16 protein-coding genes are annotated in these 25,647 nt (G+C 60.9%); 9 read left to right on the forward strand and 7 right to left on the reverse strand.

The genetic code is table 11. The features are described from left to right. Nucleotides 1–122: 122 nt before the first annotated feature. From glgX to AC515T_RS15525, 6 genes are all read left to right on the forward strand, one after another. Nucleotides 123–2,282, forward strand: a complete 2,160-nt coding sequence (glgX, locus tag AC515T_RS15500) for a glycogen debranching protein GlgX (RefSeq protein WP_496529019.1) — start codon at nucleotides 123–125, stop codon at nucleotides 2,280–2,282. A 251-nt stretch (nucleotides 2,283–2,533) separates the two neighbouring features. Then, nucleotides 2,534–3,298: a PIG-L deacetylase family protein gene (locus AC515T_RS15505; RefSeq protein WP_496529020.1), complete on the forward strand. Its 765-nt coding sequence runs from the start codon at nucleotides 2,534–2,536 to the stop codon at nucleotides 3,296–3,298. A 389-nt stretch (nucleotides 3,299–3,687) separates the two neighbouring features. Continuing rightward, the gene (locus AC515T_RS15510; protein ID WP_496533143.1) at nucleotides 3,688–4,452 is read left to right on the forward strand and encodes an endonuclease/exonuclease/phosphatase family protein; all 765 of its coding nucleotides are present in this window, start codon (nucleotides 3,688–3,690) and stop codon (nucleotides 4,450–4,452) included. Between the two features lie 180 nt (nucleotides 4,453–4,632). After that, on the forward strand, nucleotides 4,633–7,092 hold the full coding sequence (locus AC515T_RS15515; protein ID WP_496529021.1) for an autotransporter family protein: 2,460 nt from the start codon (nucleotides 4,633–4,635) through the stop codon (nucleotides 7,090–7,092). Between the two features lie 294 nt (nucleotides 7,093–7,386). Continuing rightward, nucleotides 7,387–8,301: an autotransporter domain-containing protein gene (locus AC515T_RS15520; protein WP_496529022.1), complete on the forward strand. Its 915-nt coding sequence runs from the start codon at nucleotides 7,387–7,389 to the stop codon at nucleotides 8,299–8,301. A gap of 252 nt (nucleotides 8,302–8,553) precedes the next feature. After that, nucleotides 8,554–10,179 carry an NADP-dependent glyceraldehyde-3-phosphate dehydrogenase gene (locus AC515T_RS15525; RefSeq protein ID WP_496529023.1) on the forward strand — a complete coding sequence of 542 codons (1,626 nt, stop codon included), beginning with the start codon at nucleotides 8,554–8,556 and terminating at the stop codon, nucleotides 10,177–10,179. A gap of 20 nt (nucleotides 10,180–10,199) precedes the next feature. On the opposite strand, the gene AC515T_RS15530 is transcribed toward AC515T_RS15525, so the two are convergent. After that, nucleotides 10,200–11,093 carry a DMT family transporter gene (locus AC515T_RS15530; protein WP_496529024.1) on the reverse strand — a complete coding sequence of 298 codons (894 nt, stop codon included), beginning with the start codon at nucleotides 11,091–11,093 and terminating at the stop codon, nucleotides 10,200–10,202. 133 nt (nucleotides 11,094–11,226) lie between these two features. Between AC515T_RS15530 and AC515T_RS15535 the strand changes: the two genes are divergently transcribed. Then, nucleotides 11,227–11,664, forward strand: coding sequence for an Lrp/AsnC family transcriptional regulator (locus AC515T_RS15535; RefSeq protein ID WP_053125503.1), 438 nt, complete (start codon nucleotides 11,227–11,229; stop codon nucleotides 11,662–11,664). Between the two features lie 161 nt (nucleotides 11,665–11,825). On the opposite strand, the gene AC515T_RS15540 is transcribed toward AC515T_RS15535, so the two are convergent. After that, nucleotides 11,826–13,175: a hypothetical protein gene (locus AC515T_RS15540; RefSeq protein ID WP_496529025.1), complete on the reverse strand. Its 1,350-nt coding sequence runs from the start codon at nucleotides 13,173–13,175 to the stop codon at nucleotides 11,826–11,828. 1,252 nt (nucleotides 13,176–14,427) lie between these two features. Continuing rightward, nucleotides 14,428–16,890 (reverse strand): UvrD-helicase domain-containing protein, encoded by a 2,463-nt coding sequence (locus AC515T_RS15545; RefSeq protein WP_496529026.1) that lies wholly within the window; start codon nucleotides 16,888–16,890, stop codon nucleotides 14,428–14,430. 235 nt (nucleotides 16,891–17,125) lie between these two features. Between AC515T_RS15545 and AC515T_RS15550 the strand changes: the two genes are divergently transcribed. Then, nucleotides 17,126–17,821 carry a pirin family protein gene (locus tag AC515T_RS15550; protein ID WP_496529027.1) on the forward strand — a complete coding sequence of 232 codons (696 nt, stop codon included), beginning with the start codon at nucleotides 17,126–17,128 and terminating at the stop codon, nucleotides 17,819–17,821. Between the two features lie 197 nt (nucleotides 17,822–18,018). Here AC515T_RS15550 and pgm read toward each other — a convergent pair whose 3' ends face one another. From pgm to AC515T_RS15570, 4 genes are all read right to left on the reverse strand, one after another. Continuing rightward, nucleotides 18,019–19,665, reverse strand: a complete 1,647-nt coding sequence (gene pgm, locus AC515T_RS15555; protein WP_496529028.1) for a phosphoglucomutase (alpha-D-glucose-1,6-bisphosphate-dependent) — start codon at nucleotides 19,663–19,665, stop codon at nucleotides 18,019–18,021. Between the two features lie 91 nt (nucleotides 19,666–19,756). Then, nucleotides 19,757–21,154, reverse strand: coding sequence for an aminotransferase-like domain-containing protein (locus tag AC515T_RS15560; RefSeq protein ID WP_496529029.1), 1,398 nt, complete (start codon nucleotides 21,152–21,154; stop codon nucleotides 19,757–19,759). A 96-nt stretch (nucleotides 21,155–21,250) separates the two neighbouring features. Next, nucleotides 21,251–22,741 carry a hypothetical protein gene (locus AC515T_RS15565; protein WP_496529030.1) on the reverse strand — a complete coding sequence of 497 codons (1,491 nt, stop codon included), beginning with the start codon at nucleotides 22,739–22,741 and terminating at the stop codon, nucleotides 21,251–21,253. A 677-nt stretch (nucleotides 22,742–23,418) separates the two neighbouring features. Further along, nucleotides 23,419–24,444 (reverse strand): zinc-dependent alcohol dehydrogenase family protein, encoded by a 1,026-nt coding sequence (locus tag AC515T_RS15570; protein WP_496529031.1) that lies wholly within the window; start codon nucleotides 24,442–24,444, stop codon nucleotides 23,419–23,421. 257 nt (nucleotides 24,445–24,701) lie between these two features. On the opposite strand from AC515T_RS15570, the gene AC515T_RS15575 reads away from it, so the two are divergent. Continuing rightward, nucleotides 24,702–25,616 (forward strand): LysR family transcriptional regulator, encoded by a 915-nt coding sequence (locus AC515T_RS15575; protein WP_014338228.1) that lies wholly within the window; start codon nucleotides 24,702–24,704, stop codon nucleotides 25,614–25,616. Nucleotides 25,617–25,647 lie beyond the last annotated feature (31 nt).

Raw genomic sequence — 25,647 nt, forward strand, 5'->3', positions numbered from 1 at the left:
TTCGGGGCGAAAAGTCCTGCGTGTGGCGGGGGAATGATTTCCCTCGCCACCCATGCAGGGCACCGCCCTCCCTTTCAAGTGAACCGCATCGCTGTATCTGTCTGTTTTTTGCAGGAGCAACTATGACCCGTCCAAACAAAACCACGCCGCCGCCCGTTATCGAGGCTTCGCGGATTCGTGAAGGGCTGCCTTTTCCACTGGGTGCAACCTGGGATGGCCTGGGGGTCAATTTCGCGCTGTTTTCAGCCAATGCCACCAAGGTCGAACTGTGCATTTTCGATGATGCCGGCGAAGTCGAACTCGAACGCATCGAGCTGCCGGAGTACACCGACGAGATTTACCACGGCTATCTGCCGGATGCCCATCCGGGATTGATCTACGGCTATCGGGTCTACGGCGCATACGACCCGGCGAACGGCCATCGCTTCAACCCGAACAAGCTGCTGATCGACCCCTACGCCAAGCAACTGGTCGGCCAATTGAAGTGGTCCGAAGCCCTGTTCGGGTACACCATCGGCCACCCCGACGGCGACCTCAGTTTCGATGAGCGTGACAGCGCCCCGTTCGTTCCCAAGTGCAAAGTCATCGACCCCGCGCACACCTGGGGTCACGATCATCGCGTCAGCGTGCCGTGGGACAAGACCATCCTGTATGAAACCCACGTGCGCGGCCTCACCATGCGCCACCCTGCGGTACCCGAGAACCTGCGCGGTACGTTCGCCGGGCTGATGGTGGACGATGTGCTGGAGCATATCCGCAAACTGGGTGTTTCTTCGGTTGAGTTGCTGCCCATCCATGCCTTCGTCAATGACCAGCACTTGCTGCACAAAGGCATGACCAACTACTGGGGCTACAACAGCATCGCCTTCTTCGCGCCCGACCCGCGCTACCTGGCCAGCGGCAAGATCGCCGAGTTCAAGGAGATGGTCGCCCACCTGCACGAGGCCAACCTGGAAGTCATCCTCGACGTGGTCTACAACCACACCGCCGAGGGCAACGAACAGGGCCCCACCCTGTCCATGCGCGGCATCGATAACGCCTCGTACTACCGGCTGATGCCCGACGACAAACGCTATTACATCAACGACTCCGGTACCGGCAACACCCTGGACCTGAGCCATCCCTGCGTTCTGCAAATGGTCACCGATTCCCTGCGCTACTGGGCCACGGAAATGCACGTCGATGGCTTCCGCTTCGACCTGGCGACCATTCTCGGCCGTTACCATGACGGTTTCGACGAGCGCCACAGCTTCCTCGTCGCCTGTCGCCAGGACCCGGTACTGCGCCAGGTGAAAATGATCGCCGAGCCGTGGGACTGTGGCCCCGGAGGTTACCAGGTGGGGCGCTTCCCGCCGGGCTGGGTCGAGTGGAACGACAAGTTCCGCGACACCGTGCGGGCCTTCTGGAAGGGGGACGACGGCCAACTCGCCGACTTCGCCAGCCGAATGACCGCCTCGGGCGAGATGTTCAACCAACGTGGCCGGCGTCCCTACGCCTCGGTGAACTTCGTCACCGCCCACGACGGTTTCACGTTGCATGACCTGGTGTCGTATAACGACAAGCACAACGAAGCCAACGACGAAAACAATCAGGATGGCAGCAACAACAACCTGTCCTGGAACCATGGCGTCGAAGGCCCGACGGATGATCCGGAGATCAACGCGCTGCGCCATCGACAGATGCGCAACTTCTTCGCCACCCTGCTGCTGGCCCAGGGCACGCCGATGATCGTCGCCGGCGACGAGTTTGCCCGTACCCAGCACGGCAACAACAATGCCTACTGCCAGGACAGTGAGATTGGCTGGGTCAACTGGGACCTCAGCGAAGATGGCGCGGCGCTGCTCAAGTTCGTCAAGCGCCTGATCAAGTTGCGCCTGACCTACCCGATCCTGCGACGTGGACGCTTCCTGGTGGGTAATTACAACGAGGACATCGGCGTCAAGGACGTGACTTGGCTGGCCCCGGACGGCAGCGAAATGACCATTGAACAGTGGCAGGACAGCAATGGCCGCTGCCTCGGCATGCTGATGGACGGCCGCGCCCAGGAAACCGGCATCCGGCGTAAAGGTGGCGATGCGACGCTGCTGCTGGTGGTCAACGCGCACCATGACATCGTCAACTTCCGCTTGCCGGAAGTCCCCGAGGGCAGTTTCTGGACCTGCATGGTCGACACCAACCAGCCGACCGTTCGTGGACAGGAACGCTTCGATTTCGATTCCGAATACTCTGTCACCGGGCGCTCGCTGCTGCTGTTCGAGCTGCAACGCGAAGAAGAGGATTGAAATACCTGCTGTAAACAGCCACGAGAACCGCAAGGACGCGGTTTTTTTCAATCCACACCGTCCAGTTTGATGAAAAAAATGCAGTTCAGACGCACATGTCACGAGACGAATCGGCCGACATGGTCAATACTTCCCCTGCGGTAGTCTCCAGGATTCGGAGCGCTGTGAATCGCAGTCATACCCCATCGGTGCCATCGGACAGTAGGCCCGGTGCATGGCTGAAAGATTGAACACATACAAGGATGTCACCTATGAAGCCCGCCTCTCGCTTGCCTGGCCGGCAGCACCCGCAAATCTGGAACAGTGCTGCGCAACTGGCCGATATTCCGATCATCAGTACCCAGACGCTCATTCCCGCTGGCGCTCGCGCCGTCATCCTTGCCCCGCACCCGGGCGATGAAGTCGGGGCCTGTGGCGGATTGCTGCAGTTGCTGAACCACCTGGACCAGCCCATGTTGCTGATCTCGGTCACCGATGGCGCCCTGGCCCACCCCGGCTCACCGTTGTGGAACGACGAACGCCTGCGCACGCACCGCCCTCACCCCCAGGAAAGCGTCGACGCCCTGCATCGCCTGGGCATTGCCACCCCTGGCCTGCAATGGGTGCGCGGCGGTTTTCCGGAAAAAAATCTGGCCGAACACGAAACCGAGCTGGTCACGTTCATTGCCCGTCACCTGCGCCCCGGTGACGTGGTGTTCAGCACTTGGCGCCAGGATGGCGACAGCGATCACGACACCGTCGGACGCGCCGGGGCCGTGGCCGCCGACCGGATCGGGGTGGCGTTCAACGAGCTGCCGGTGTGGGCCTGGCACTGGCCGGTCCGCGAGCAAAATAAAATCCCTTGGCACCGGGCCCGCAAGCTGCGCCTCGACGTCTGGACCACCGCCCGCAAGCGCCACGCCATGCACGCCTACGTCAGCCAACTCGCCGGCGAACCGGCGAGCGGCATCGCCCCACTGTTACCCAGGGTCATCCTTGATCGGATGGGTTTGCCCTATGAGATTGTCTTCATCTGAATACCCCCTGTGAAAGCTGGGTTTGTTCGCGGAGGGCGGCGGTTCAGACACACTGCCATCGCGAGCAAGCTCCCACATGGGTTTTGGGCACGGCACGGTTCTGTGGCGAGGGAGCTTGCTCCCGCCGGGGCGCGAAGCGGCCCCAAAAAAAAGCGATGAGCGCTTCGCACTCAAGCGGGAGCAAGCTCCCTCGCCACAAAAGCTTCCCAGCCATCACGTCACACATCGATCAACGGTAAACATTGTGGGAGCGAGCTTGCCCGCGATGGCGATCGGCAAGGACACGAAAAATCCGGAACTGCCGGTGCCTTGGGTCAGTCGCATGAACAAGTACGTCTGATTCAGGAGTGAACGTGTCTCAAGATCCCGACTGGCGAGCCGCCGACCCCATGCCCTCGGACGCGCCTGAAGCGGTTCATCGGTTGCGGGTCCTGACGGTCAACACCCATAAGGGTTTCACCGCCCTCAACCGACGCTTCATCCTGCCCGAATTGCGCGAAGCGGTGCGCAGTACCGGCGCCGACCTGGTGTTCCTGCAAGAAGTACTGGGCGAACATGACCGCCACGCGTCACGCTACGACAACTGGCCCCAGACGTCCCAGTACGAATTCCTCGCCGACAGCATGTGGAGCGACTTCGCCTACGGCCGTAATGCGGTCTACCCCGATGGCCACCATGGCAACGCCCTGCTCTCCAAATACCCGATCCGCCAGTACCGCAATCTCGACGTGTCCATCACCGGCCCCGAGCGGCGCGGGTTGTTGCATTGCGTGCTGGATGTGCCGGGCCACGCCGCGGTCCATGGAATCTGCGTGCATTTGAGCCTGTTGGAAAGCCATCGCCAGTTACAACTCAAACTGCTCTGCCAATTGCTCGATTCGCTGCCCGAGGACGCCCCGGTGATCATTGCCGGTGACTTCAACGACTGGCAACTGCGCGGCAACCTCGCCCTCGCCCGCCATGGTTACCTGCACGAAGCCTTCGAACACCACCTTGGCCGCCCCGCCAGAACCTATCCGGCCCGCTTCCCGCTGTTGCGCCTGGACCGCATTTACCTGCGCAACGCCAGCAGTCATTCCCCGCAAATACTGGGCAACAAACCCTGGACCCACCTGAGCGATCACCTGCCGCTTTCGGTGGAAGTGCATTTGTAGAGCCCGCCTTCCCTCACGTTTTCTACGCGTTGACCTGTAAGTTCTGACAGTAGCGACGCCCTTTATTCGTTGTTAGGGTGCCATTCCATACAGCGAGCGTTGCCAGGCCCTGTGTGCCATCTGTTGCGCAACCGATGCTGAAACCGGTGTCCATGGGATGCCGATGCAGAGGGATAGCACATGATTCGGCACGATAAAGGCTTCAATCGGCTGTTCAACGCCTTCTGGGTATCGATCCCCTTCCTGTTACCCACACCCGCCGCCATGGCGGCCTGCACCCTGGTGCCAACCGCAGGCAATGACACCTATGTCTGCGACAGCGGCACCAGCCCTGGGCTGACAGACCTTTCAGGTGACAACAGCCTGACCATGCCCGCCAATGGCAGTGGCGTCATCACTGGCGATGTCACGTTTGGCACTGGCGTCGACAGCATCGTGATCAATGCCAATGGCGTGATTGACGGTGATGTCGAGCAAGGCTCGGAAGCCGACTCTTTCGTCATGAATGGCGGCAGGATCCTGTCCCTGGCCCAAGGCGACGGCCTCGATACGTTCGAGATGAACGGTGGAACCATCGTCGACGCATTCGAAGACGGCGACATCGCCAAGATGACGGGCGGAACCATCGGCCGGGTCGACATGAAACTCGATGACAACGTCTTCGATATGTCCGGCGGCAATATCATCGGCAACCTGGTGACCGGTTTCGGCCAGGACACCATCATCCTCTCCGCGGGACGCATCGGCGGCAATGTCAGTGTCAGCGGCGGCAACGACAGCATCACCATCAGCGGTGGCGAAATCCTCGGCGAGGTCAGGGCCAGTGCCGGCGATGACCAGTTCCAGTGGAGCGGCGGTCTCATTCACTCGGCCATCCTGCTGGGCGACGGCAGCGACACGGCACGGCTGAGCACGCTCGATGAAACCGGGCTGAGCATCACCCCCAGCGTGAATGGCGGATTGGGCCAGGACGTCTTGACTTTCGAAGGCAGCACCTCCAGCACCGGCGCCCGTTACCTCAATTGGGAAACGGTCAACCTCACCCAAGGTTCGCAACTGGACCTTAACGACACGCTGACCTTGGGTGACAGCGCCACCGGCACCGGAACGCTCAACATCGAAAGCGGCAGCACGCTGACGGCGACCCAAGGCGTCATCGCCCCTTTTACTGCCGGTCAACTGGCAACGCTCAACAACGCCGGCACGATAGACCTTACCCAGGGCAACACCCGCACCAACGACACGCTTACCGTCCAGGGCAACTACGTCGGCAACAATGGCCAGTTGCATGTGCAGACGGCGGTCGGCGCCGATGGCTCTGCCAGTGACAAATTGGTGGTCAATGGCGGGACGCTCACCGGCACTACCACCATTATGGTCACGAACCTGGGCGGCACGGGCGCGCGGACGACCCAGGACGGTATCGAAGTGGTCCAGGCCCAGGGGGGAGCGGTCAGTGACATCAATGCCTTTTCGCAGGGGCAGTCCATCTCGGCCGGTGCGTTCGATTACCGCCTGTTCAAGGGCGGCGCGACCGGTAATCAAAACAACTGGTACCTGCGCTCCACCTTGATTGAAGGGCCGGTAGCCGCCCCCATCCCAACGGCGCCTCCCGCGCCTGGCGCGCCGCCTGTCCCGACGCTACCACCCTTGCCAACCGCGGTGCCTGGCGCGGCGCCCATCCCGTTGTATCGTCCGGAAGTGCCAACCTGGTCGGTACTGCCTCCGGCGGCGGCGCAACTGACGCTGATGGCCCTCGGCACGTTCCATGACCGTCAGGGTGACCAGCGCCTGCTCACGGAAACCGGCGCGTTCGGCGCGGGCTGGGGCCGGGTCTATGGCGTAGACCTGGATAAAACCTGGGCCGGCACGGTGACGCCGCAGTTCGATGGATCGATCAAGGGGTTCCAGGTGGGCAACGATCTGTACAGCTCGCAACTGTCCGGCGGCCAGACCCAGCGCATTGGCTTCTTCGTCGGCCACACGGAATTGAACGGCGACATCAAGGGCTTCAACCTGGGTTTCGAAGGCCGACACGCCGGCAAGATAGAACTCGATGGCGACAGCTACGGGCTCTACTGGACGCTCACCGATCCCAGCGGCGGCTACGTCGACACCGTGGTGATGGGCACGCGACTGAACGGCGATAACCGTTCCGAACGCGGCCTGAAAATCGACAATCGCGGACACGCCCTGACCGTTTCGGCGGAGGCCGGCTACCCCTTCGCGGTGACCACCGACTGGGTCTTCGAACCCCAGGCCCAGATCATTCACCAGAAGGTTTCCCTGGATACGCAAAACGATGGGATCTCCAAGGTCGAATTCGATTCCGACGGTGCCTGGACCGGCCGCCTCGGTGCGCGCCTTAAAGGCCGCTACCAGGTCAGCGGCATGCCCGTGGAACCGTACTTGCGCGCCAACCTCTGGCACACATTTTCCGGCACCGATTCAGTGATATTCGACGACAGCGAACGGGTCGAGACCCAACAGCGCGCCTCCACCGGTGACCTCGGGGTTGGCGTCACCGTGAGCCTGGCGCCCGCAGTCGCCCTGTACGCCGGCGCGGACTACAGCCAAAACTTCGACAGCAACCAGCAACGCAGTGTGGCGGGCAGAATCGGCTTTAGGATCATCTGGTAGGCAGAATCTCCGACGGTGGTTTGACGCCCAAATAGTCACCTTAATAACCAATTGAAATCAGCGCCTTATTGGCGCTGATTTCATCATGCCATTCATCGTTCATTTTCTTGACGCGCCGCCATCAGTCTTCTTGACTACACCTTACTACCCCCGGAAACACAGTCAGGGGCAGGCCTCTGGAACCCGTCAAGACGGGCCGCCAAAGGCTTGCCTCAATCCATTCGGTCGCCCCTCATTCGGGGTAGGAGAGACGCCAAAAAGCGAGAAATGCATGCGATTGCAAGGCAGGCCCCCATGAAAACTTCCCTCCGTCCACAAGCGTTCACCGCCCCTTTCCATACCGTCTCGACGTCGTTGCTGCTGCTTTCATCCATGGAGGCCCAGGCCTGGCCCGCCGAGGAAACTGTGCAACCCTGGTACGACCGAACACCGCCCACCCACCTCGATGCGGCACTCATTGGAAGTGAGCCTGCTTCCGGCAAAAGCCCCGCCCTGTTCACATTGCGAAACGACAGCGGCCATACCCAGCGCATGGGGCTGATCAGTGGGCAACACCAGATCATTTCAACCGGCGGCGGCCTGCTGGTGATGCCCGCGCTGGCCGACCCGGGCAAAGACGCCCTCAACCTGACAGGTACGAACCTCGGCGCCTATTGGAGCCTGACCGGCCCCGCGGGCTGGCACGTCGACCTGAGCGCCAGCGGTGGCCGGGTCAGCGGCTACAGCCGCACCGAACAAGGCCAGCGCCAGGCCGCCGAAGGCCATGCGGTGACGCTGTCGGTCGAAGGTGGCTTCCCTATTGGTATCAGTACCCACTGGGTGGTCGAACCCCAGGCGCAACTGATCAACCAGCGCGTCACCCTCGACACACCGAATGCCGACAGCGGCACTGATGATGAACTGAGCAGTTGGAGCGGCCGTGTTGGCGCACGTCTCAAAGGTACCTACCAGGTCAACGGCCTCGGTGTGGAGCCTTACCTGCGAACCAACCTGTGGCACACCGTGCAGAGCGCCGGCACGGTGTCCCTGGATAAGGTCGACAAGATCAGCAGCAGCCGCAAATCCTCCACCGTCGAAGTCGGCCTGGGCCTGGTGGCCCGGGTCACGCCGGCGGTAAGCCTGTATGTCAGCGCCGATTACAGCAGCGACGTCGACGACAACGACCTCAACGGCGTCATTACCAGCATGGGGGTGCGGATGCGCTGGTAATGCCGATTCGGCTTCCTTGAGGCGGTCAATGAACCGCGGTAGTGATTGCTCCCCGTGCTCAAAACCAGGGCTGCTGCGCAGCCCAACGGGAGCAAGCTCCCTCGCCACGGATCATTGACTGTCTTGAGTGAACAGCAGCGTCCCCTGCCCCAAGCCACTTAAAAAACACCTCCATTAAGGCGTATAACGCTAAAAGCGTTTCATGCCTGCAAGCCGTCCGCCCATGGCTCATTTCATTGATGGAGTAACGACATGACCACAGCCCCCTTCCTCGCCAACCTGTTCCCCGGTGCCGCCGACATCCCCGACGCCTACCGCCTCGAAGGTCGGATCGAGCAGCGCGAATACCTGGTCGACGGCGTCCTGAAAACCTGGCAAGGGCCGCTGGCCGTTGTCCGCAGCCCCGTCTACCTGACCGGTGAGCTGGGTGATGAACAAGTGATTCTCGGCAGCACGCCACTGTTGGATGCCGAGACCGCCCTCACCGCTCTGGACGCCGCCGTCCGGGCTTACGATCGCGGCCAGGGCCAATGGCCGACGATGCGCGTCGCCGAGCGCATCCGCCACGTGGAAACCTTCCTGGCGCGCATGCGCGAGCAACGCGAGGCCGTGGTCAAGCTGCTGATGTGGGAGATCGGCAAGAACCTCAAGGATTCCCAAAAAGAATTCGACCGCACCTGCGATTACATCGTCGACACTATCAACGCCCTCAAGGAACTGGACCGCCGTTCCAGCCGTTTCGAACTGGAACAGGACACCCTCGGGCAGATCCGCCGCGTTCCCCTGGGCGTGGCCTTGTGCATGGGGCCCTACAACTATCCGCTGAACGAAACCTTCACCACGCTGATCCCGGCCTTGATCATGGGCAACACCGTCGTGTTCAAGCCGGCCAAGCTCGGCGTGCTGCTGGTGCGGCCACTGCTCGAAGCCTTCCGCGACAGCTTCCCGGCGGGCGTGATCAACGTGATCTACGGCAGCGGCCGGGAAACCGTCAGCGCGCTGATGGCCAGCGGCAAGATCGACATCTTCGCCTTCATTGGCACCAACAAGGCTGCCAGCGACCTGAAGAAACTCCACCCGCGCCCGCACCGCTTGCGGGCCGCCCTGGGGCTGGATGCGAAGAACCCCGGGCTGGTGCTGCCGGACGTGGACCTGGATAACGCCGTCAGCGAAGCATTGACCGGCTCGCTGTCCTTCAACGGCCAACGCTGCACGGCGCTGAAAATCCTGTTTGTCCATGAAGACGTGGCGCCGGCATTCATCGAGAAATTCAACGCCAGGCTGGCCAACCTGAAACCCGGCATGCCCTGGGAAGACGGTGTGGCGCTGACGCCGTTGCCCGAAGCGGGCAAAGTCGACTACCTGCATTCGCTGGTGGCCGATGCGGTCGCCAAGGGTGCGCAAGTGAAGAACGCCCACGGTGGCGAATCGCGCAACTCATTCTTCTATCCGGCGGTGCTGTACCCGGTGAACACGGCGATGCGGGTCTACCACGAAGAACAGTTCGGCCCGGTCGTGCCCATCGTGCCGTACCGCGACCTCAATACCGTGGTCGATTACGTACTGGAGTCCGACTTCGGCCAGCAGCTCAGCATTTTCGGCACCAACCCGGCACAAGTCGGCAAGCTGGTGGACACCTTCGCCAACCAGGTCGGCCGCATCAACATCAACGCCCAGTGTCAGCGTGGCCCGGACACATTCCCGTTCAATGGCCGGAAGAACTCGGCCGAGGGGACCTTGTCCGTCCACGATGCGCTGCGCACCTTTTCCATCCGCACGCTGGTGGCGACCAAGTTCCAGGAGAACAACAAGGCGTTGATCAGCGACATTATCCGTGAGCGGGATTCCAACTTCCTGACCACGGACTACATCTTCTGATCCACGCCCGAACGCGGGGGCTACGACAGGGCTGGGCGACGCCACTTGATGCCCCAGCCCTGTTGCATGCCGGCAGCCGCCAGCAGGATCGCCGCCACACCCAGCCATTGCAGCGGCTCGAGGCGATGGCCGAAGGCGAACCAGTCGACGAAGATCGCCGCGATCGGATAGATGAATGACAGTGCCCCGGTCAACGCGGTCGGCAACCGTTGAATGGCGCTGTACAGCAGCACATACATCACGCCGGTGTGCACCATGCCCAGGGTCAACAGGCTGGCCCAGGCCTGGGCGTGTTGCGGCAACGCCGATAAATCCGCCCAGGGTGCCAACAGCAACACGCCGGTGCTGACCTGGATCAGGGCGATCAGATGGGGTGGCGTGCCGGTCAGGCGTTTGATGATCAACGCCGCGACGGCGTACAGCAACGCGGCCCCCAGTGCCAACGCAATGCCCAGCAGATAGTCACCGCCGCCCTGCCCTTGCTCACCATGGGCACTGACGATGGCCAGCATTCCAAGAAACGATACCGCCAGCCAGAACAGTTTTTGCGCGGTGATTTTCTCCCCCAGGAACAACGCCGCCAGCCCTACCAACATGAACGGCTGGACGTTGTACACCGCCGTGCCGATGGCAATCGAAGCACGGGAGTAAGAGGCAAACAACAACACCCAGTTACCGACGATCGCCACACCACTGAGTACCGCCAGCAGGAAGGTGGTACGGGTGAGGATGCCGGGGCGCAAAAAGCCGAACCCGGCGCAGATCAGCAGCAAGGTCGCGGCGCCGAACACGCAGCGCCAGAACACCACGTCCAGCACCGGCAAACCGGACACCAGCACGAACCAACCAATGGTTCCGGAAATCAGCATGGCGGCGGTCATTTCCAGCGAACCGCGGCGTAAGGTCTTGTCCATCTTCAGGCTCCTTCAGCAAGTGGGCACAGTATGCCGAGCCGACCGGGGCCTTCTCCATGGTTTGAAAAAGGCTAAACTGCGTTTCGACCTTTTTTATCAAGGCAACTTCAGGCTTTCGCCTAATGGAGCTGAAATGACTGACGACATTGACCAGATCCTCATCAGCGCCCTGATGGAAGATTCCCGACGCTCCCTCAAGGCCCTGGCAAACCTCAGCGGCCTGTCCTCCCCCAGTGTCGCCGAACGTCTTCGCCGCCTCGAAGAACGCGGCGTGCTCAGGGGCTACACCGTCGAGGTGGACCCCAAGTGCTTCGGCTATCAACTTCAGGCCATCGTACGCATCCGCCCGCTACCGGGGCAGTTGCAGGAAGTGGAGCGGCAGATCCAGGCCATCGCTGAATTCACCGAATGCGACAAGGTCACCGGCGACGACTGCTTCATCGCGCGCCTGCATGTGCGCTCGATGGAACAGCTGGATACCGTGTTGGACAAGCTCAATGTTCATGCCGAGACCAATACGGCCATCGTCAAGAAGACCCCGGTCAAGCGGCGGTTGCCGCCGATGGCGTAGGCGTCTGTCTGGTTTGAGACCTGTGGGAGCGAGCTTGCTCGCGAAGAGGTTAGCCTGTTCAACCCTTCATTGACTGCGAAAGCGCTATCGCGAGCAAGCTCGCTCCCACAAGGAATGCGAATTTGACCCGGCCTCGGCGCTTGTCCGAGGCCGGGGGCACGCTACTGGAGCTCTTCCAGTTCAGGGCTGCGCTGTACTTTGAACACCTCTTGTTCAGGCGCATCGCTGGCCTTCATCAGGTTAAGCGATTTTACGTTTGCGCAAGCATTTCTGCCGTCCACATAGATACCGCTGTGGTTGCATTTCCAGTCATAGAAGTTGGCCAAGGCGCCGGACAATTGCAGGCTGTAGTCCGTGCTTCGGGTACCCGGCGAAAAGGGTTGCCCGGCCGGGATGTTCTGGAACCATTTCATCCATTCTTCGCCGCCCACCGGTGGCGGATTGGGTTGGAAAGTCGGATTCATCGGCGCCAGTTGCTGGTATTCAGCGGTCATATGGCAACTCAGGCAGGACGCCTGGGGGTTGTCCACGGGACCGTTGAGGCGACCGTTCCAGCCCAGGTGGGTCGGTGGCAGCTCCTTGGTGTTGGCGTTGATTGCCGTCTGCTTCAACGCCGGGTTGATCTTGGTTTCGGTCGGCGTCGGGTTGGTGAACGCGTTACCGGTCTCCTTGGGATCGTTCCCCCACATGATTCCCACCGGCACCAGGTTGTCCCAGCCCGATTTACCGGTGACGGCACCGTTGTACTGGAAAGTACCGAACAACCAACCGGTGTCTTTCACCCGAGTATCACGGACGGCGATGTCCATCTGAATCAGCGCGACCTTGGTGATGGAGCGTTTGGTCGAGTAGAAGTCCTTGGTGGTATAGGCACTCCACAGCACCGGATTGACCAGCGACGGCACCGTACTGATATCGATATCTGCGAACAACGCCTTGCACACCACGGTGCCATTGGGGAAGCTCTTCGGCTGCGAGGTATAGCTCGGGTCAGGGTTCTGCGGATCCTTCCAGACTTGGCCAATGGTGTACGCGCCTATGTCGTTATAGATGCCTACCGCATACGTCTGGCCACTCCCGGTTTGCGTGCTTGCCAACTGCTTGGGCTGGATCGGCGCCTCTTTGGTCAGTCCGTGAATCGCTTCACGGCCGTTGGGACCATAGTGTTGCCAAGGCATGTGATACCACTGGCGAACCTTGTTTTTCTGCACGTCCCAGCCGACTTCCGTGTTGCCCTCCAGGCAGTACTTCTTCACCTCGTTCATGTAGGTGCGCCAGGTTTCAAAGTCATTGTTGAAATTGGCGGGCAGTTGCTTGAAGAACGACGGCATCGAAGAGGCCGCCGGCGCCACGGTGGGATAGTTTTGACTGAGACGGAAGAATGGCGAGGGATACGAACTCTTCGGTGGAGCGAAGCCGTAATCAGGAAACGTTCCGGCCTGGGCGCCGGCCATGGACAACGCACCTGTCAGGGCCAGCAGTGCAACGATCTTTCCTTGGGGATGGTTCATCGATATCTCCTTATAGGGAAGCGCCTGCCGTCCCATCGAATTGCTGATCGATGCGCAGGGCCTCCTTCTGTTATCAGGCTTCGGCACGATGCCCAAGCTTGCTCACGGTCCACGTTCAATGAAGTGACGCACCTCCTTCGCACCCGAAAAGTGGGCGCACTTAGACCTGGCTCTGGTTAGCCGAATGCGAACGATATCGAGGGAGCGTGGCGAAGATTTCGCGCGGTGATCGACCGGTCAACCGCATGCCGACCTTGGCAATGCAATCCCTTGTCATAGGTGTAGATCATTTATTCAAAGGTGCCATCATGTTTCAGGCTTTTTGTGGGCCATTGGCCATAGTGCTGAAGCGTGGGGGTCAGGCCTTTTGTTCCTTGACGTAGTGTGTATATCCGTTTCTTCGGTAACGGCGGCTTAGGGTTCCGCCCTTACGGCAGGTCACTTTTGAAGAGCGCAAAAGTAACCAAAACGCTTTTGCCCCACCACTCGGTGCCTCGCCTAGGCTCGGCATGCCCGAACGAAGGCATTGCTCCGTGGGCCGCCGCGAAGGGCCATCCATGGCCCAGCGCGGCTAACCCGGCATCCATGCCGGGTTGCCCACTGCGCAATACCTTCGTTCAGCCAGCGTGGTTAACGGGGCGCCCGAGATCAACGTCCACCGCGAGGCGGCCTGATAGCCGACCTGGTTCATGGTGGGATCGCGTTTCTCCTGTGGGATGAGTGTGGGAGCGAGCTTGCTCGCGATGGCGGTGGTTCAGTCACAGGGATGTTGGGTTTGCTGGCTTCATCGCGAGCAAGCTCGCTCCCACAGGTGATCTTGGGTGTTCATAAGCCTTGTGTTCACCACAGGCCCATTGTGGGAGCGAGCTTGCTCGCGATAGCGGTGGTTCAGCCACACAGATGTTGGATGTGTCCCGCTCTTGCTCTTGCTCTTGCTCTTGCTCTTGCCCTGGACGCCCCGTTAAACCACGCTGGCCGAACGCAGGCATTGCGCAGTGGGCATCCCGGCATGGATGCCGGGATAGCCGCGCTGGGCCATGGATGGCCCTTCGCGGCGGGCCCACGGAGCAATGCCGGAGTGAGGGCACACCGAGCCTTAGCGAGGTGCCGAGTGGTGGGGCAAAAGCGTTTTGGTTACTTTTGCGCTCTTCAAAAGTGACCCGCCGTAAGGGCGGAACCGCCAGCAGCCGTTACCGCAGCAACGGATATACACACCATACCCATCCCCATACCCATACCCACGCACAGATCCTTAACCTTTACGACGGTGGTCAGCAAAAAAGGCCTTGTCCGCCGCAACACGATCCGAAGCCTTAGGCCCACTGGCCGCCTGGCCATCCTGCCCATCGACATACCAATAACAATGCTGCACCGCACGAGTGATCCCCACATACGCCAAACGCAAAATTTCATCTTTCTGCGCCGTGTCGTAAGGTTCGGCATCTCCGTCCTGCCCCAGCCCAGCCATTCGATATACCTGGTTCTTGTAGGGCGAACTGCTCAGGTGCTGGCAGTCGCCCAACAAGAACACTGCATCAGCCTGGAGCCCCTTGGCGCTGTGATAAGTCATCTGCCTGATCCGCCGGGCGTCATACGGCAAGCTAGAATCCACATTAACTGTTGGCTGAATATACTTCTCTATCAATAGCTTATCGCTACTTTTTCGATACAGCATCAAGATGGAATCGCCCTTGCGGTAGTGTTCCTCCAATCGCAGGGCCAGCCCTTCGTCGTCTCGATCCAACACATTGACCGGGCTGAGCGAGGGAGGCATGCCGCTGGCCTTGGCTTTTTTGCCCGGAATAGCCGCAGCCGCGCGAACGATGTGCTCGGCCGCATCGATGATGTGCTGGTGGCTGCGGTAATTGTCAGTGAGCATGACCCGGGTTGTCGCGGGTGACGGGAATTGCTTGTTGAACGCCATGAAGTAGCTCGGTGAACTGCCGCGCCAGCCATAGATCGATTGCCAATCGTCCCCCACACATAACAAGGAAGAGCGCTGGGCACCGCGCCCCACATGCAGCGCAGGACCACGGCTGCGGACCTCTCGAAGACTGGCACGAAGCCAGGAGACAATCTGCGGCGACACGTCCTGGAACTCGTCGATCATCAGGTGCGAAAGCGGCCTGAGCAAGGCATCCCCCAGCAACTTGAAATTTTCCGGCGAGTGCTCGCTGAACAACGCGAACATGCGGTTATAGGTCATGATCGGCGGCGATTGATCGAGCAAATGGTCTTCGAACGCCCGCCAGTAGCGGCTCAGCGCCTCGAAGAAATACCGGTCGGGGTCATCCTGGGCAAAAGACATCCGGCCTACGGCATCCGGGACATCCAGGCCCAGGTTCTCGATAAAGCCTGCCGCCGCGACAAAACAGTCCAGCAATGGCGCCGAGCCCAGCTCGCCCTTGACCTTATAGTCGAACCCGGGGCCGGCGCTGGCATCGCCGGCCATGGATGCCACTACGCGCTTTGAGGCTTCGTAACTTTCAAGCCAGATCAGGGGCTTACGACAGAAAGCTTGAAACAAGGTGCGCTTTACCGCCCACTCCGCGCGGATACTCAACTTGGCCCCCGGACGACTGAGCCGGGCGTCTTCCCGCGGATCGAAACCCAGCATCACCCAGGCATCCAGGGAAGGCGCGTAGCCATGGCAGTGGAATTTCGAACCATTGATCTCGAAAGTCTGTCGCTTTGGCTCGATCCCCTTGATTGGCCAGGCACCGGCACGAAACCACAGGTCTTCGACCGCGTCGCACAATTCCTCGTCGCGCTGGGCCGCCAGTTCGGTCACTGCCACCCGTTTTTGCACATCCGGGTGATCGCGCTCCAGTTCCTTGAGTTGCAGGGCATGGCGGGACAGCGGCTGGATCAGCTCACGAAAACGCGCGTCCCGCTGGTAAAGATGGTGATAACAGGCGTTGAGCTGCTGGCGCTGGGCATCGTTGATACGCAAGTCGAAGGGGTTGCCTTGGGCGTCGTCGTCCGCTTCGGCGCGATGACTCAGGGTCTCGAAGGCCTGGAGTCGCTCGAACCTGGGCAGGCTGCGGACCATGGGCAAGATACGCGAATGGAACGTGCGCACCAGATCACGAGCTTCTTTGAGGCTGACGGTTCGCCCCCACAGGGCAAACACTTCGATCAATTTCTGAATGAAGTCCTTGCGCGATTCCCGGGTAAACGTCACCACAGTCATCGAGTCCAGTTCGAAGCCCAGGTAATGGGACAGCAACACAATACGCAGCACCAGGGTCGTGGACTTGCCCGCACCCGCCCCGGCGACCACCGAGGTAGACGGTGTGTCGCTGAAAATCATCTTCCATTGCGCAGCACTCGGTTGCGCATGCGCCGGCAGCAATCGCGCGACATCCGCCTTGATGCGTTTCTTCAGCTCGGTGGTCAGCGGCAGGCGCCAGTCATCGAACAGCAAATCATCCACCTGCGGTGCCGGATGCTCCGTACTGCGGGAATCACGGATCAACAGAACCTGGCGGCCCTCCTCGAGCCCTTCGGCCCGGCCTTCCTTATAGCCATAGTCAAAACCGGCGGTATGGCCGCTGCGGAAGCCGTCCGCCTGGCCGTGCAACCAGGACGCTCGGTGCTGGGCGCGCAGGCGCGTCAGGCCATGGCCGAAGAACCGCGCGGCCAGTCGCTTGAGCAACGGCATCTGGGCCAGGGGTAAAAGCTCGGGGGGAAGATCGGGAGTGTGTTGCGACACGCTGGGGACTCCGGTGTTCATGAACCATGAGGCTATGGTGTCTGGATTTTCCCTCAGGTTCCACCCAAAAGCTTTTAAGTCATGGGTTTAGGCGATGAAGTGAAAGTTGGCTCGCGATTTCATATCTAAACAGACGATGGTTTTGACGCATTTTTTACGCTTTTTATCGATGATTCCCTTCGCGAAAATAGCCTCATCAACCCTCGCTTTCGCTCCCAGCGAAAAGGACACGAACATGCTCGAACTCAGGCCCTTCGCCACCTTGGGCGCCGCCAACCATGGCTGGCTGGATGCCCACCACCATTTTTCGTTCGCCGAGTATTACGACCCGCAACGCATGCACTGGGGCAACCTGCGCGTCTGGAACGATGATGTCATCGCCCCCGGCAGCGGCTTTCCTCAACATCCCCATCGGGATATGGAAATTGTCACCTATGTGCGCGAAGGTGCGATCAGCCATCAGGACAACCTGGGCAACAAGGGCCGTACGGAGGCTGGCGACGTACAAGTCATGAGCGCGGGCACCGGGATCGCCCACAGCGAGTACAACCTGGAATCGACGGCTACGCGCATTTTCCAGATATGGATCATCCCCAATGAAGAAGGCCTGGCACCGTCATGGGGCGCCAAACCGTTTCCCAAGGACTCGCGCGAAGGCTTCGTCACCTTGGCCAGTGGCAAGGCCGGGGACGACCAAAGCCTACGCATTCGCGCCGACGCGCGACTGGTAGCGGCCAATCTCAGGGCGGGTGAAAGTGCGGAATACCGGCTGGACACCGGGCGAAGAGCCTATCTTGTACCTGCAACAGGATCGATAGAAATCAATGGCTTGCGTGCACAAGCTCGAGACGGAGTTGCGATTGAAGCTGAACAGGTATTACGGGTGACGGCAATCGAAGACAGTGAAATCGTCCTCGTAGACCTGGCCTGACCCCTGCGCCACTGGCCGCACTGCTTCTCTTGTGGCTTTGGCTTTTGTGGCTGTGGCTGTGGCTGTGACTTTTGTGGCGAGGGAGCTTGCTCCCGCTGGGGTGCGCAGCGCCCCCCGCTTTTTTTGCGGTTGCTGCGCAACCGAGCGGGAGCAAGCTCCCTCGCCACAAGTTCACATCACTTGCACTTGCACGTGCATCACTTGCTGGTGATCGCCCCATCCACCAGCGTTTGCGCCTCAGCCACCAGTTGCTCGAGGTGCGCATCGCCAATGAAGCTTTCGGCGTAGATCTTGTAGATATCCTCGGTACCGGACGGACGCGCCGCGAACCAGCCGTTTTCGGTCATGACCTTCAGGCCGCCGATGGCCTGGTCGTTGCCCGGCGCGTGGCTGAGGATGCTCTGGATCTTCTCCCCCGCCAGTTCGGTAGACGTCACCTGATCCGGCGACAGCTTGCTCAACAGAGCCTTCTGCTGCGGGTTGGCCTTGGCATCGACGCGTACCGAGAACGGCTCGCCCAGCTCGTCGGTCAAGGCGCGATAGGCCTGGCTCGGGTCGCGACCGGTGCGCGCCGTCATTTCAGCCGCCAGCAACGCCGGAATCAGGCCGTCCTTGTCGGTACTCCAGACGCCGCCATCCTTGCGCAGGAACGAAGCACCGGCGCTTTCTTCACCGCCAAAGCCCAGGGAGCCATCGAACAGGCCGTCGGCAAACCACTTGAAGCCCACCGGCACTTCATAGAGACGGCGCCCCAGGCGCTTGGCGACGCGATCAATCAGGCCGCTGCTGACCACCGTCTTGCCCACGCCGGCATCGGCACGCCATTGCGGGCGATTCTGAAACAAGTAGTCGATGGACACCGCCAGGTAATTGTTCGGCGCCAACAGGCCACCGGACGGCGTCACGATGCCATGGCGGTCATGGTCCGGGTCGCAGGCAAAGGCCACGTCGAAACGCTCCTTCAGGCCAATCAACCCTTGCATGGCATGGCTGGAGGATGGGTCCATGCGGATCTGCCCATCCCAATCGACGGTCATGAAACGGAAGGTGGAGTCCACATGGGTATTCACCACGTCCAGGTCCAGGCGGTAATGCTCGGCAATGGCCGGCCAGTAGCGCACGCCCGCGCCGCCCAACGGATCCACGCCCAGGTGCAACCCGGCAGCGCGGATGGCATCGAAATCGATGACATTGATCAGGTCCGCCACGTAAGTATTGACGTAGTCGTGACGATGGCTGGTATCGGCCTTCAGGGCCTGCTCATAACTGACGCGCTTGACGCCGGCGAGTTGGTTGGCCAGCAGTTCGTTGGCCTTGGCTTCGATCCACTTGGTGATGTGGGTATCGGCCGGGCCGCCGTTGGTGGGGTTGTACTTGTAGCCGCCGCTTTGCGGTGGGTTGTGGGACGGCGTGATAACGATACCGTCCGCCAGGCCCGAGGTACGGCCACGGTTGTAGCAGAGAATGGCGTGGGAAACCGCCGGCGTCGGGGTGTATTCATCCCCCTCGGCGATCATGACGGTCACACCGTTGGCCGCGAAGACTTCCAGTGCGCTGGCGCCCGCCGGGGTCGACAGCGCGTGAGTGTCGATACCGACGAACAACGGTCCGTTGATGCCCTGGGCCTCGCGGTACAGGCAGATCGCCTGGCTGATTGCCAACACGTGCCACTCGTTGAAACCCAGGTCGAAGGAGCTGCCACGGTGACCGGAGGTGCCAAAAGCCACGCGCTGGGTCGCAACCGAGGCATCGGGTCGGCCGGTGTAGTAGGCCGTCACCAGTCGCGGGATATCGATCAACAACTCTGCCGGTGCCGGCTTGCCCGCAAATGGACTGACTGTCATGCAAAACCTCTGAGTGGAATGGCTCGGGAAATGGGGTGCAGTTTACTGACAGTTCGACCATGGCGCGACGGGTTCGATCCATCGCCGCCGATTACGATTGTTCGAGCCTCAGGGCGTCGGCCAGCGCACAGAGTGCGGCGTCCAGGTCCTGAGACCCGTTGAGCGCGTGGCTCAGGCGCATATGTTGCCCATACAGGCCATGAAGGCTGAACAACTCCCCCGGCGCGATGACGATTCGCTGGGCCAGCAGCCGATGGAAAACCCGCCGCAAGTCAACCCGTCGCGTCGAGCGCATCCAGATCGTCGCGCCACCTTGGGGTTCCGCCCATTGCAGACTGTCGCCCAGCCGCTCGCGCAGCAATTGTGCGGTCGAAACCGCGCTTTCGCGCAGCAGGCGCCGCAACACTAGCAAATGCTGGTCGACCCGACCGTTACTGTACAACCGGGCAATGGCTTTCTGGCGAATCGGCGACAGACGAAACGCGCGCAGCAGGAAATGTCGTTGCAAGTGCAAGGTCAACTGGCGCGACAACACGTAGCCATATGGCGCCTCTGGGCCGATGGTCTTCTCGAACGTGGAGTAGACGATCAACCGGTCCGGGTCGAGCAAGTCGCGAAAAGGTGTCGCCCCGGCCTCGAACGCCAGGTCTGTATGGCTGTCGTTCTCCAGCACCCAGGTGCCATGCCGTCCCAGCAATTGGGCGATGCCGCGACGGTTCTCTTCAGGGACGAGCGACCCCGTTGGCATGTTCAGTACTGACGACAGCACCACCAGGCGTACCGTTTCGCTCTCCAGCAGTTCTTCCAACTGCTCGATATCGATTCCCCCGCCGGCCAGCAGTGGCAGCTCGATGATGTTGATGTCGGCAGCCTGCAGCAGGCGCAACACAGCCCAGTCGCAGGGCGATTCGATCAGTACTGTGGCGCCCCTGAGTGCCAGCACCGCGATCAGGATCTCCAGGACACCCCGCAGGTCGGCACCGATGTAGACGTCATCGGCATTCCAGCAACGGGCCGGCGAAGAGGTATAGCGGGCCGCCAGCGCGGTGCGCAGCTCCAGCTCGCCCCAGGGTTGCGAGGGCGTCTGCGAGGAACGTGGATACTGGCGCAGCAGCTCGCGCTCGAGCAACAGCATCGGGCTGTCCAACGGCTGCATCGACGCCGGCTCGTCCGCGCTGAGCACCAGCATCCCGGGCCGCCGGGCATTGACGTACAAGGTCTCGAGCAGATCGTCACCGCCATCCAGGGGAGTCATGCTGGGCCCCGGCAACGCGTAATAACCGGACTTGGCGATCGAGTAGACCCGCCCTTCCTTCTCCAGCAACGAATAAGCGTACTGGATGGTCGATATCGACACATTCAGACGCTCGGCCAATTGCCGCAGCGAAGGCAGGCGCACCCGCGCATCTACCTCCAGTTCGTTGATCAGCGTGGTCAGGTAGCGATAAACCGCCTGGTAGGCGAAATCTGTCTCCCGGCAACCTTTCATGGAATCACGCCAGGCGGAAAGGTTGCAGTCGGCCAGGCCGCAACGCCGGGCATCACGACCAGGGACGAGGTAGACGAGTCCATCAAACCTCGTTCCTCAGTGCCTTGCCGAGCGTTCGTGCGGCTCATCGGCGGCCTGTCCGGCTTCTACGGTATCAACGTCGTCAAGGGCCTGCTGCAGATCAGCTCCCGGAACCGCTTCCGGTTGTTCCGGCGCGGTGACGCTCGCCCGGTACAGCTTGCCAAGGATATCGATGGGCAGGCCACTGACGTCGACCATCCATTGCTCGATCTGATCGGCGACTGTCGCGCCCTGCATGGCCTTGTGCAGGTCCGGCATCGCCACCAGCATGCCGGGGTGGCAACAGCGCAGGAAATGTTCCAGGCCCGCGCCCTGCCCCACGAATGGCGCGAACAGCATGCACACCAGTTGCGTTTCGCTGAGCCCCAGGACCTTTTGCGCTTCGAGGGCGGCGTAGGCGCGGCGCTCGGGTATCGACGACGGTGAGCCGAACAACGCCCGAGCCTGCTCGCAGGCGTGTTCCGGCAGTTGCTTGCGATGCATGATCATGATCGCCCGCTGCACGTAGTCACCGTATCCCGTTTCGTAGCTGCGCCCTTGCACGTAACAGGCCTGCAGGCCGTGCAAATGGGCCGCCAGCAGCGGGCTGAGGTATTCGTTTTCGATCGCCGAGGGCATGAGGCCATCGGTCTGCACCCGCAGGAATTCATTGAAAAGCGGCCAGTTGGTGCCTTCCAGTCGGTCGACGATCAGGTCGTCGATGCCAATGTGGCTCATCCGCCGGCAGGCCTCGAAATGTCCCTCGGGCTTCCACGCACCAAGGCGCTCGGGACCGTAGAAATGCTCGTAGAGGTCGTTGCTCAAGGCATCGAGGTGCGCAAAGAGGCTGTCGAAGCAGCCGATATTGTCGGTCGCCAGGCCGATCTTGCGGGCTGCGCGGCGCAGGCCTGAAATGAACTGTTTTTGCTGGCGCGGCGTATCGCTGCTGACCATCGAGTCCACCCCGGACTCCCAGCGGGCCATGTGCCGATAGAATTCGGCCATCGCCAGGTAACCGTCGCTCCCGATTTCCAGGGGACTGTCGACCGAGCGAAGGTGCCCCAAGGCCAGCAGATCCATGCGGTTGGCCTCGTGCCCCGCCACCGACAAGGGCTGCCGGTGATTGAACGGCAACACCTCGCGGTTATCCGCCATCAGCAACTCAACCCGGGGATCGTCATAGACAAACAGCGCGCTGTAGCAGCGGTGGATGTTCTCCAGCGTCGCCTGGGTGGTCTCGCTAAGGCGGGGCGTGGCGACGCGCAAGGCGAAGGTCACCGGATGCCGACCCGCGATGCTCAGTTGCGCGGCCCGCAAAGCGGTCAGTACATAAAAGCTCTCCCGGCTCCCGTTCTGGACCGTCAATACGCGATAATCGCCAATCCGGTCGATGCCTCCGGCGGCGACAATCAAGCGCTGGATCAAAAGCTGCAACGCGGTCCGTTCGGCCCGGGAATAAAAACCCAACAATCGTTGCAGTATCTGTTGATACACGTGAGTCATTGCCTGCTCATGAATTGCACTCATAGCCATTTACCTGAAATTCAACTATCGGCGCCGCACCCGCACCAACGTGACCGCGCGACGTGTTGGTCTGAATGAATCGTCCTAGTACTCAAAGAGTATTAGCAATACGCTCAAGCGTTGCTTGTCGTAATTATTTGATACATACACAGGAAGTCATCCCACGCTCCCGGGCGCCCCCGCCGCTGGCCCTTAAAACACAGGGCCTCGCTGGGCTAGCGGTACGTCCTAGGAGAATTCCGACAACGTCCCACAGACAATGAGTACGAGAAATAAGGAACTTGCCGAACTTTAATTGACCTTCTACCCCACCCTGTTTTCTCCAGGATCGATAGATAGCCCCATGCCAATTAACGCTCGTTGCACCTTGAATGCGCCTTGAAGGATGAAAGCCTTCGAAAAAGTTATACCGCACCACGACTTCTTCCTTGATATGGAAATCAGCGTTCAATTATCAGGACTTAAATAATGATTAGAAGATACAGATTGAGGGCAAAAACCAGTTCAGATGTTCACTGACAAAACCGTTTCCGCCGCGAACGAACCGGGACAGGTGCTTGAAGAAGGGCCTTGCGCGCACGAAGGCACCGCCGTCAGGCAGCCAGTGCGTGGGAAAGGAGGGATGGAGCGAACCGAAGGCAGCGCAAGAGCCCGGCGATGACTCTTGCGCAAGACAGATATCAGGCGGGGTCGACGACCTGAAGGGCAACGCGTTCACGACAAGGGCATTCACCCATGTACCGGTGCGCCTCGACAAACTCGGCGAACGGAAAGACCCGAGTCTTGAGTGGCAACAGCACGCGATCGGCGGTCAGTTGGTTGATATCACGCAATGCTCGTTGCAACGCGACCTGGTCCTGGACGATGCCCAGTTCCGGCTTGCCAGTAAAATTGCCGATGCAGTGCACGAAGAACTGAATGTTCTTCTGGAACGCCGCGCAGGCCGGGAACGGCGTCTGGTTACCGCCCTGCAAGCCATACAGCACCAGGCTGCCACGGGGCGCCAGCACATCGCCCAATAGCGACATCTGCGGCCCGCCAAGGCCGTCGAATACCACGTCGACGCCACGGTTGTCGGTGAGCTTGTTGATTTGCATCAGCAAGTCCTGCTCTTCGGTGACGATGACTTTCTCGGCGCCCAGCGACAGCAGGTATTCACGCTCGTCAGCCGTCTTGGTAGCCGCGATCACCCGCACCCCCAGGGCCTTGCCCAACTGGACGAAAGACGGGCCGGCGCAATGACTGGCATCGGTGACCAGGGCGAATTGCCCCGGTTTGACCCGCGCCAGGTCCATATAGGCGAAATAGGCGATCAGCAGCGGCGTGTAATGCACGGCGGCTTCGATCGGGTTGAGCACGTCGGGATAACGGGTCAGAGCAGTGCGTGGCAGCACAATGACTTCACCGTACACCGGATAATCGTTCGGGCTTTCGGCCGGAAAGCTGGCGACCTTGTCGCCCACGGCCAAGTCATCGATGCCGTCGCCGACAGCCGTGACCACGCCGGCCATTTCATGGCCCAGGCCCGAAGGCAGGCGGGCCTGGGAGGACGCCAGGTTCTGGCGCCACAAGGTGTCGTACCAACTGATGCCGATCGCTTCGACGCGGACCTGCACTTCTCCTGGCGCAGGAAGAGCCGCCGCATGCTCTTCGCATTTGAGCACCTCGGCACCACCAAACTTGTGAAAACGGATCGTGCGGGACATCGCAAACCTCGTCAAAGTAACCTCTAATGCCATGAACTCTATCCGGGCTTTGTAGCCAAGACCATCAGTGGCTATTAATAGTCGACATGCCTGTCATTGATTCCGCAGCAAGAAAAACCAACCACTCCTGTAGGACCTAACCTAAGAAAACGCAATTAGCCGGTGCAGAGTACCAGCCTTTCCCCGTAAGATTCATGCCGGCCATTGTTCCCATATGGCCGTTCACGTCAAGCTTACCGAATCTGCCAGGACCCCAGATGAATCGTAATGACCTGCGGCGTGTCGATCTGAACCTGTTGATCGTGTTCGAAACATTGATGCATGAGCGCAGCGTGACTCGCGCGGCCGAGAAGCTGTTTCTTGGCCAACCGGCCATCAGCGCCGCGCTGTCGCGCCTGCGCAGCCTGTTCGATGACCCGCTGTTCGTGCGCACCGGCCGCAGCATGGAACCATCGGCCCGGGCGGTGGAAATCTTCGCCCTGCTCTCTCCGGCCCTGGATTCGATTTCCACGGCAGTCAGCCGCGCCGCGGAATTCGACCCGGCCACCAGCACCTCGGTGTTTCGCATCGGCCTGTCGGACGACGCCGAATTCGCCCTGCTGCCCATGCTGCTCAAACGCCTGCGGGCCGAAGCGCCGGGCATCGTGCTGGTGGTGCGCCGGGTCAACTACATCCTGATGCCGGGCCTGCTGGCCTCCGGTGAAATCTCCATCGGCGTCAGCTACACCGACGACCTGCCGGCCAACGCCAAGCGCAAGGTCTTGCGGCGCAGCATGCCCAAAGTGCTACGGGCCGACACCGCGCCGGGGCGACTGACCCTGGACGAATTCTGCGCTCGCCCCCACGCTCTGGTCTCCTTCGCCGGGGACTTGAGCGGCTTCATCGACGAGGAACTGGCGAAACTCGACCGCAAGCGCCATGTGGTCTTGGCCGTGCCGCAATTCAATGGCTTGAGCACGCTGCTGTCGGGCACCGACATCATCGCCACCGTGCCCGACTACACCGCCGACGCACTGACCGCCGCCGGTGGCGTACGCGCCGAAGACCCGCCCATACCGGTGCGCAGCTTCGAACTGCACATGGCCTGGCGCGGTTCTCAGGACAATGACCCTGGGGAGCGCTGGTTGCGTTCGCGGATTCAGATGTTTTTTGGCGACCCTGAGAGCCTCTAAGCATCGTCAGACAGCCTGTTCTGCCTGAACG

The organism is Pseudomonas sp. FSO-7 (assembly GCF_059579345.1).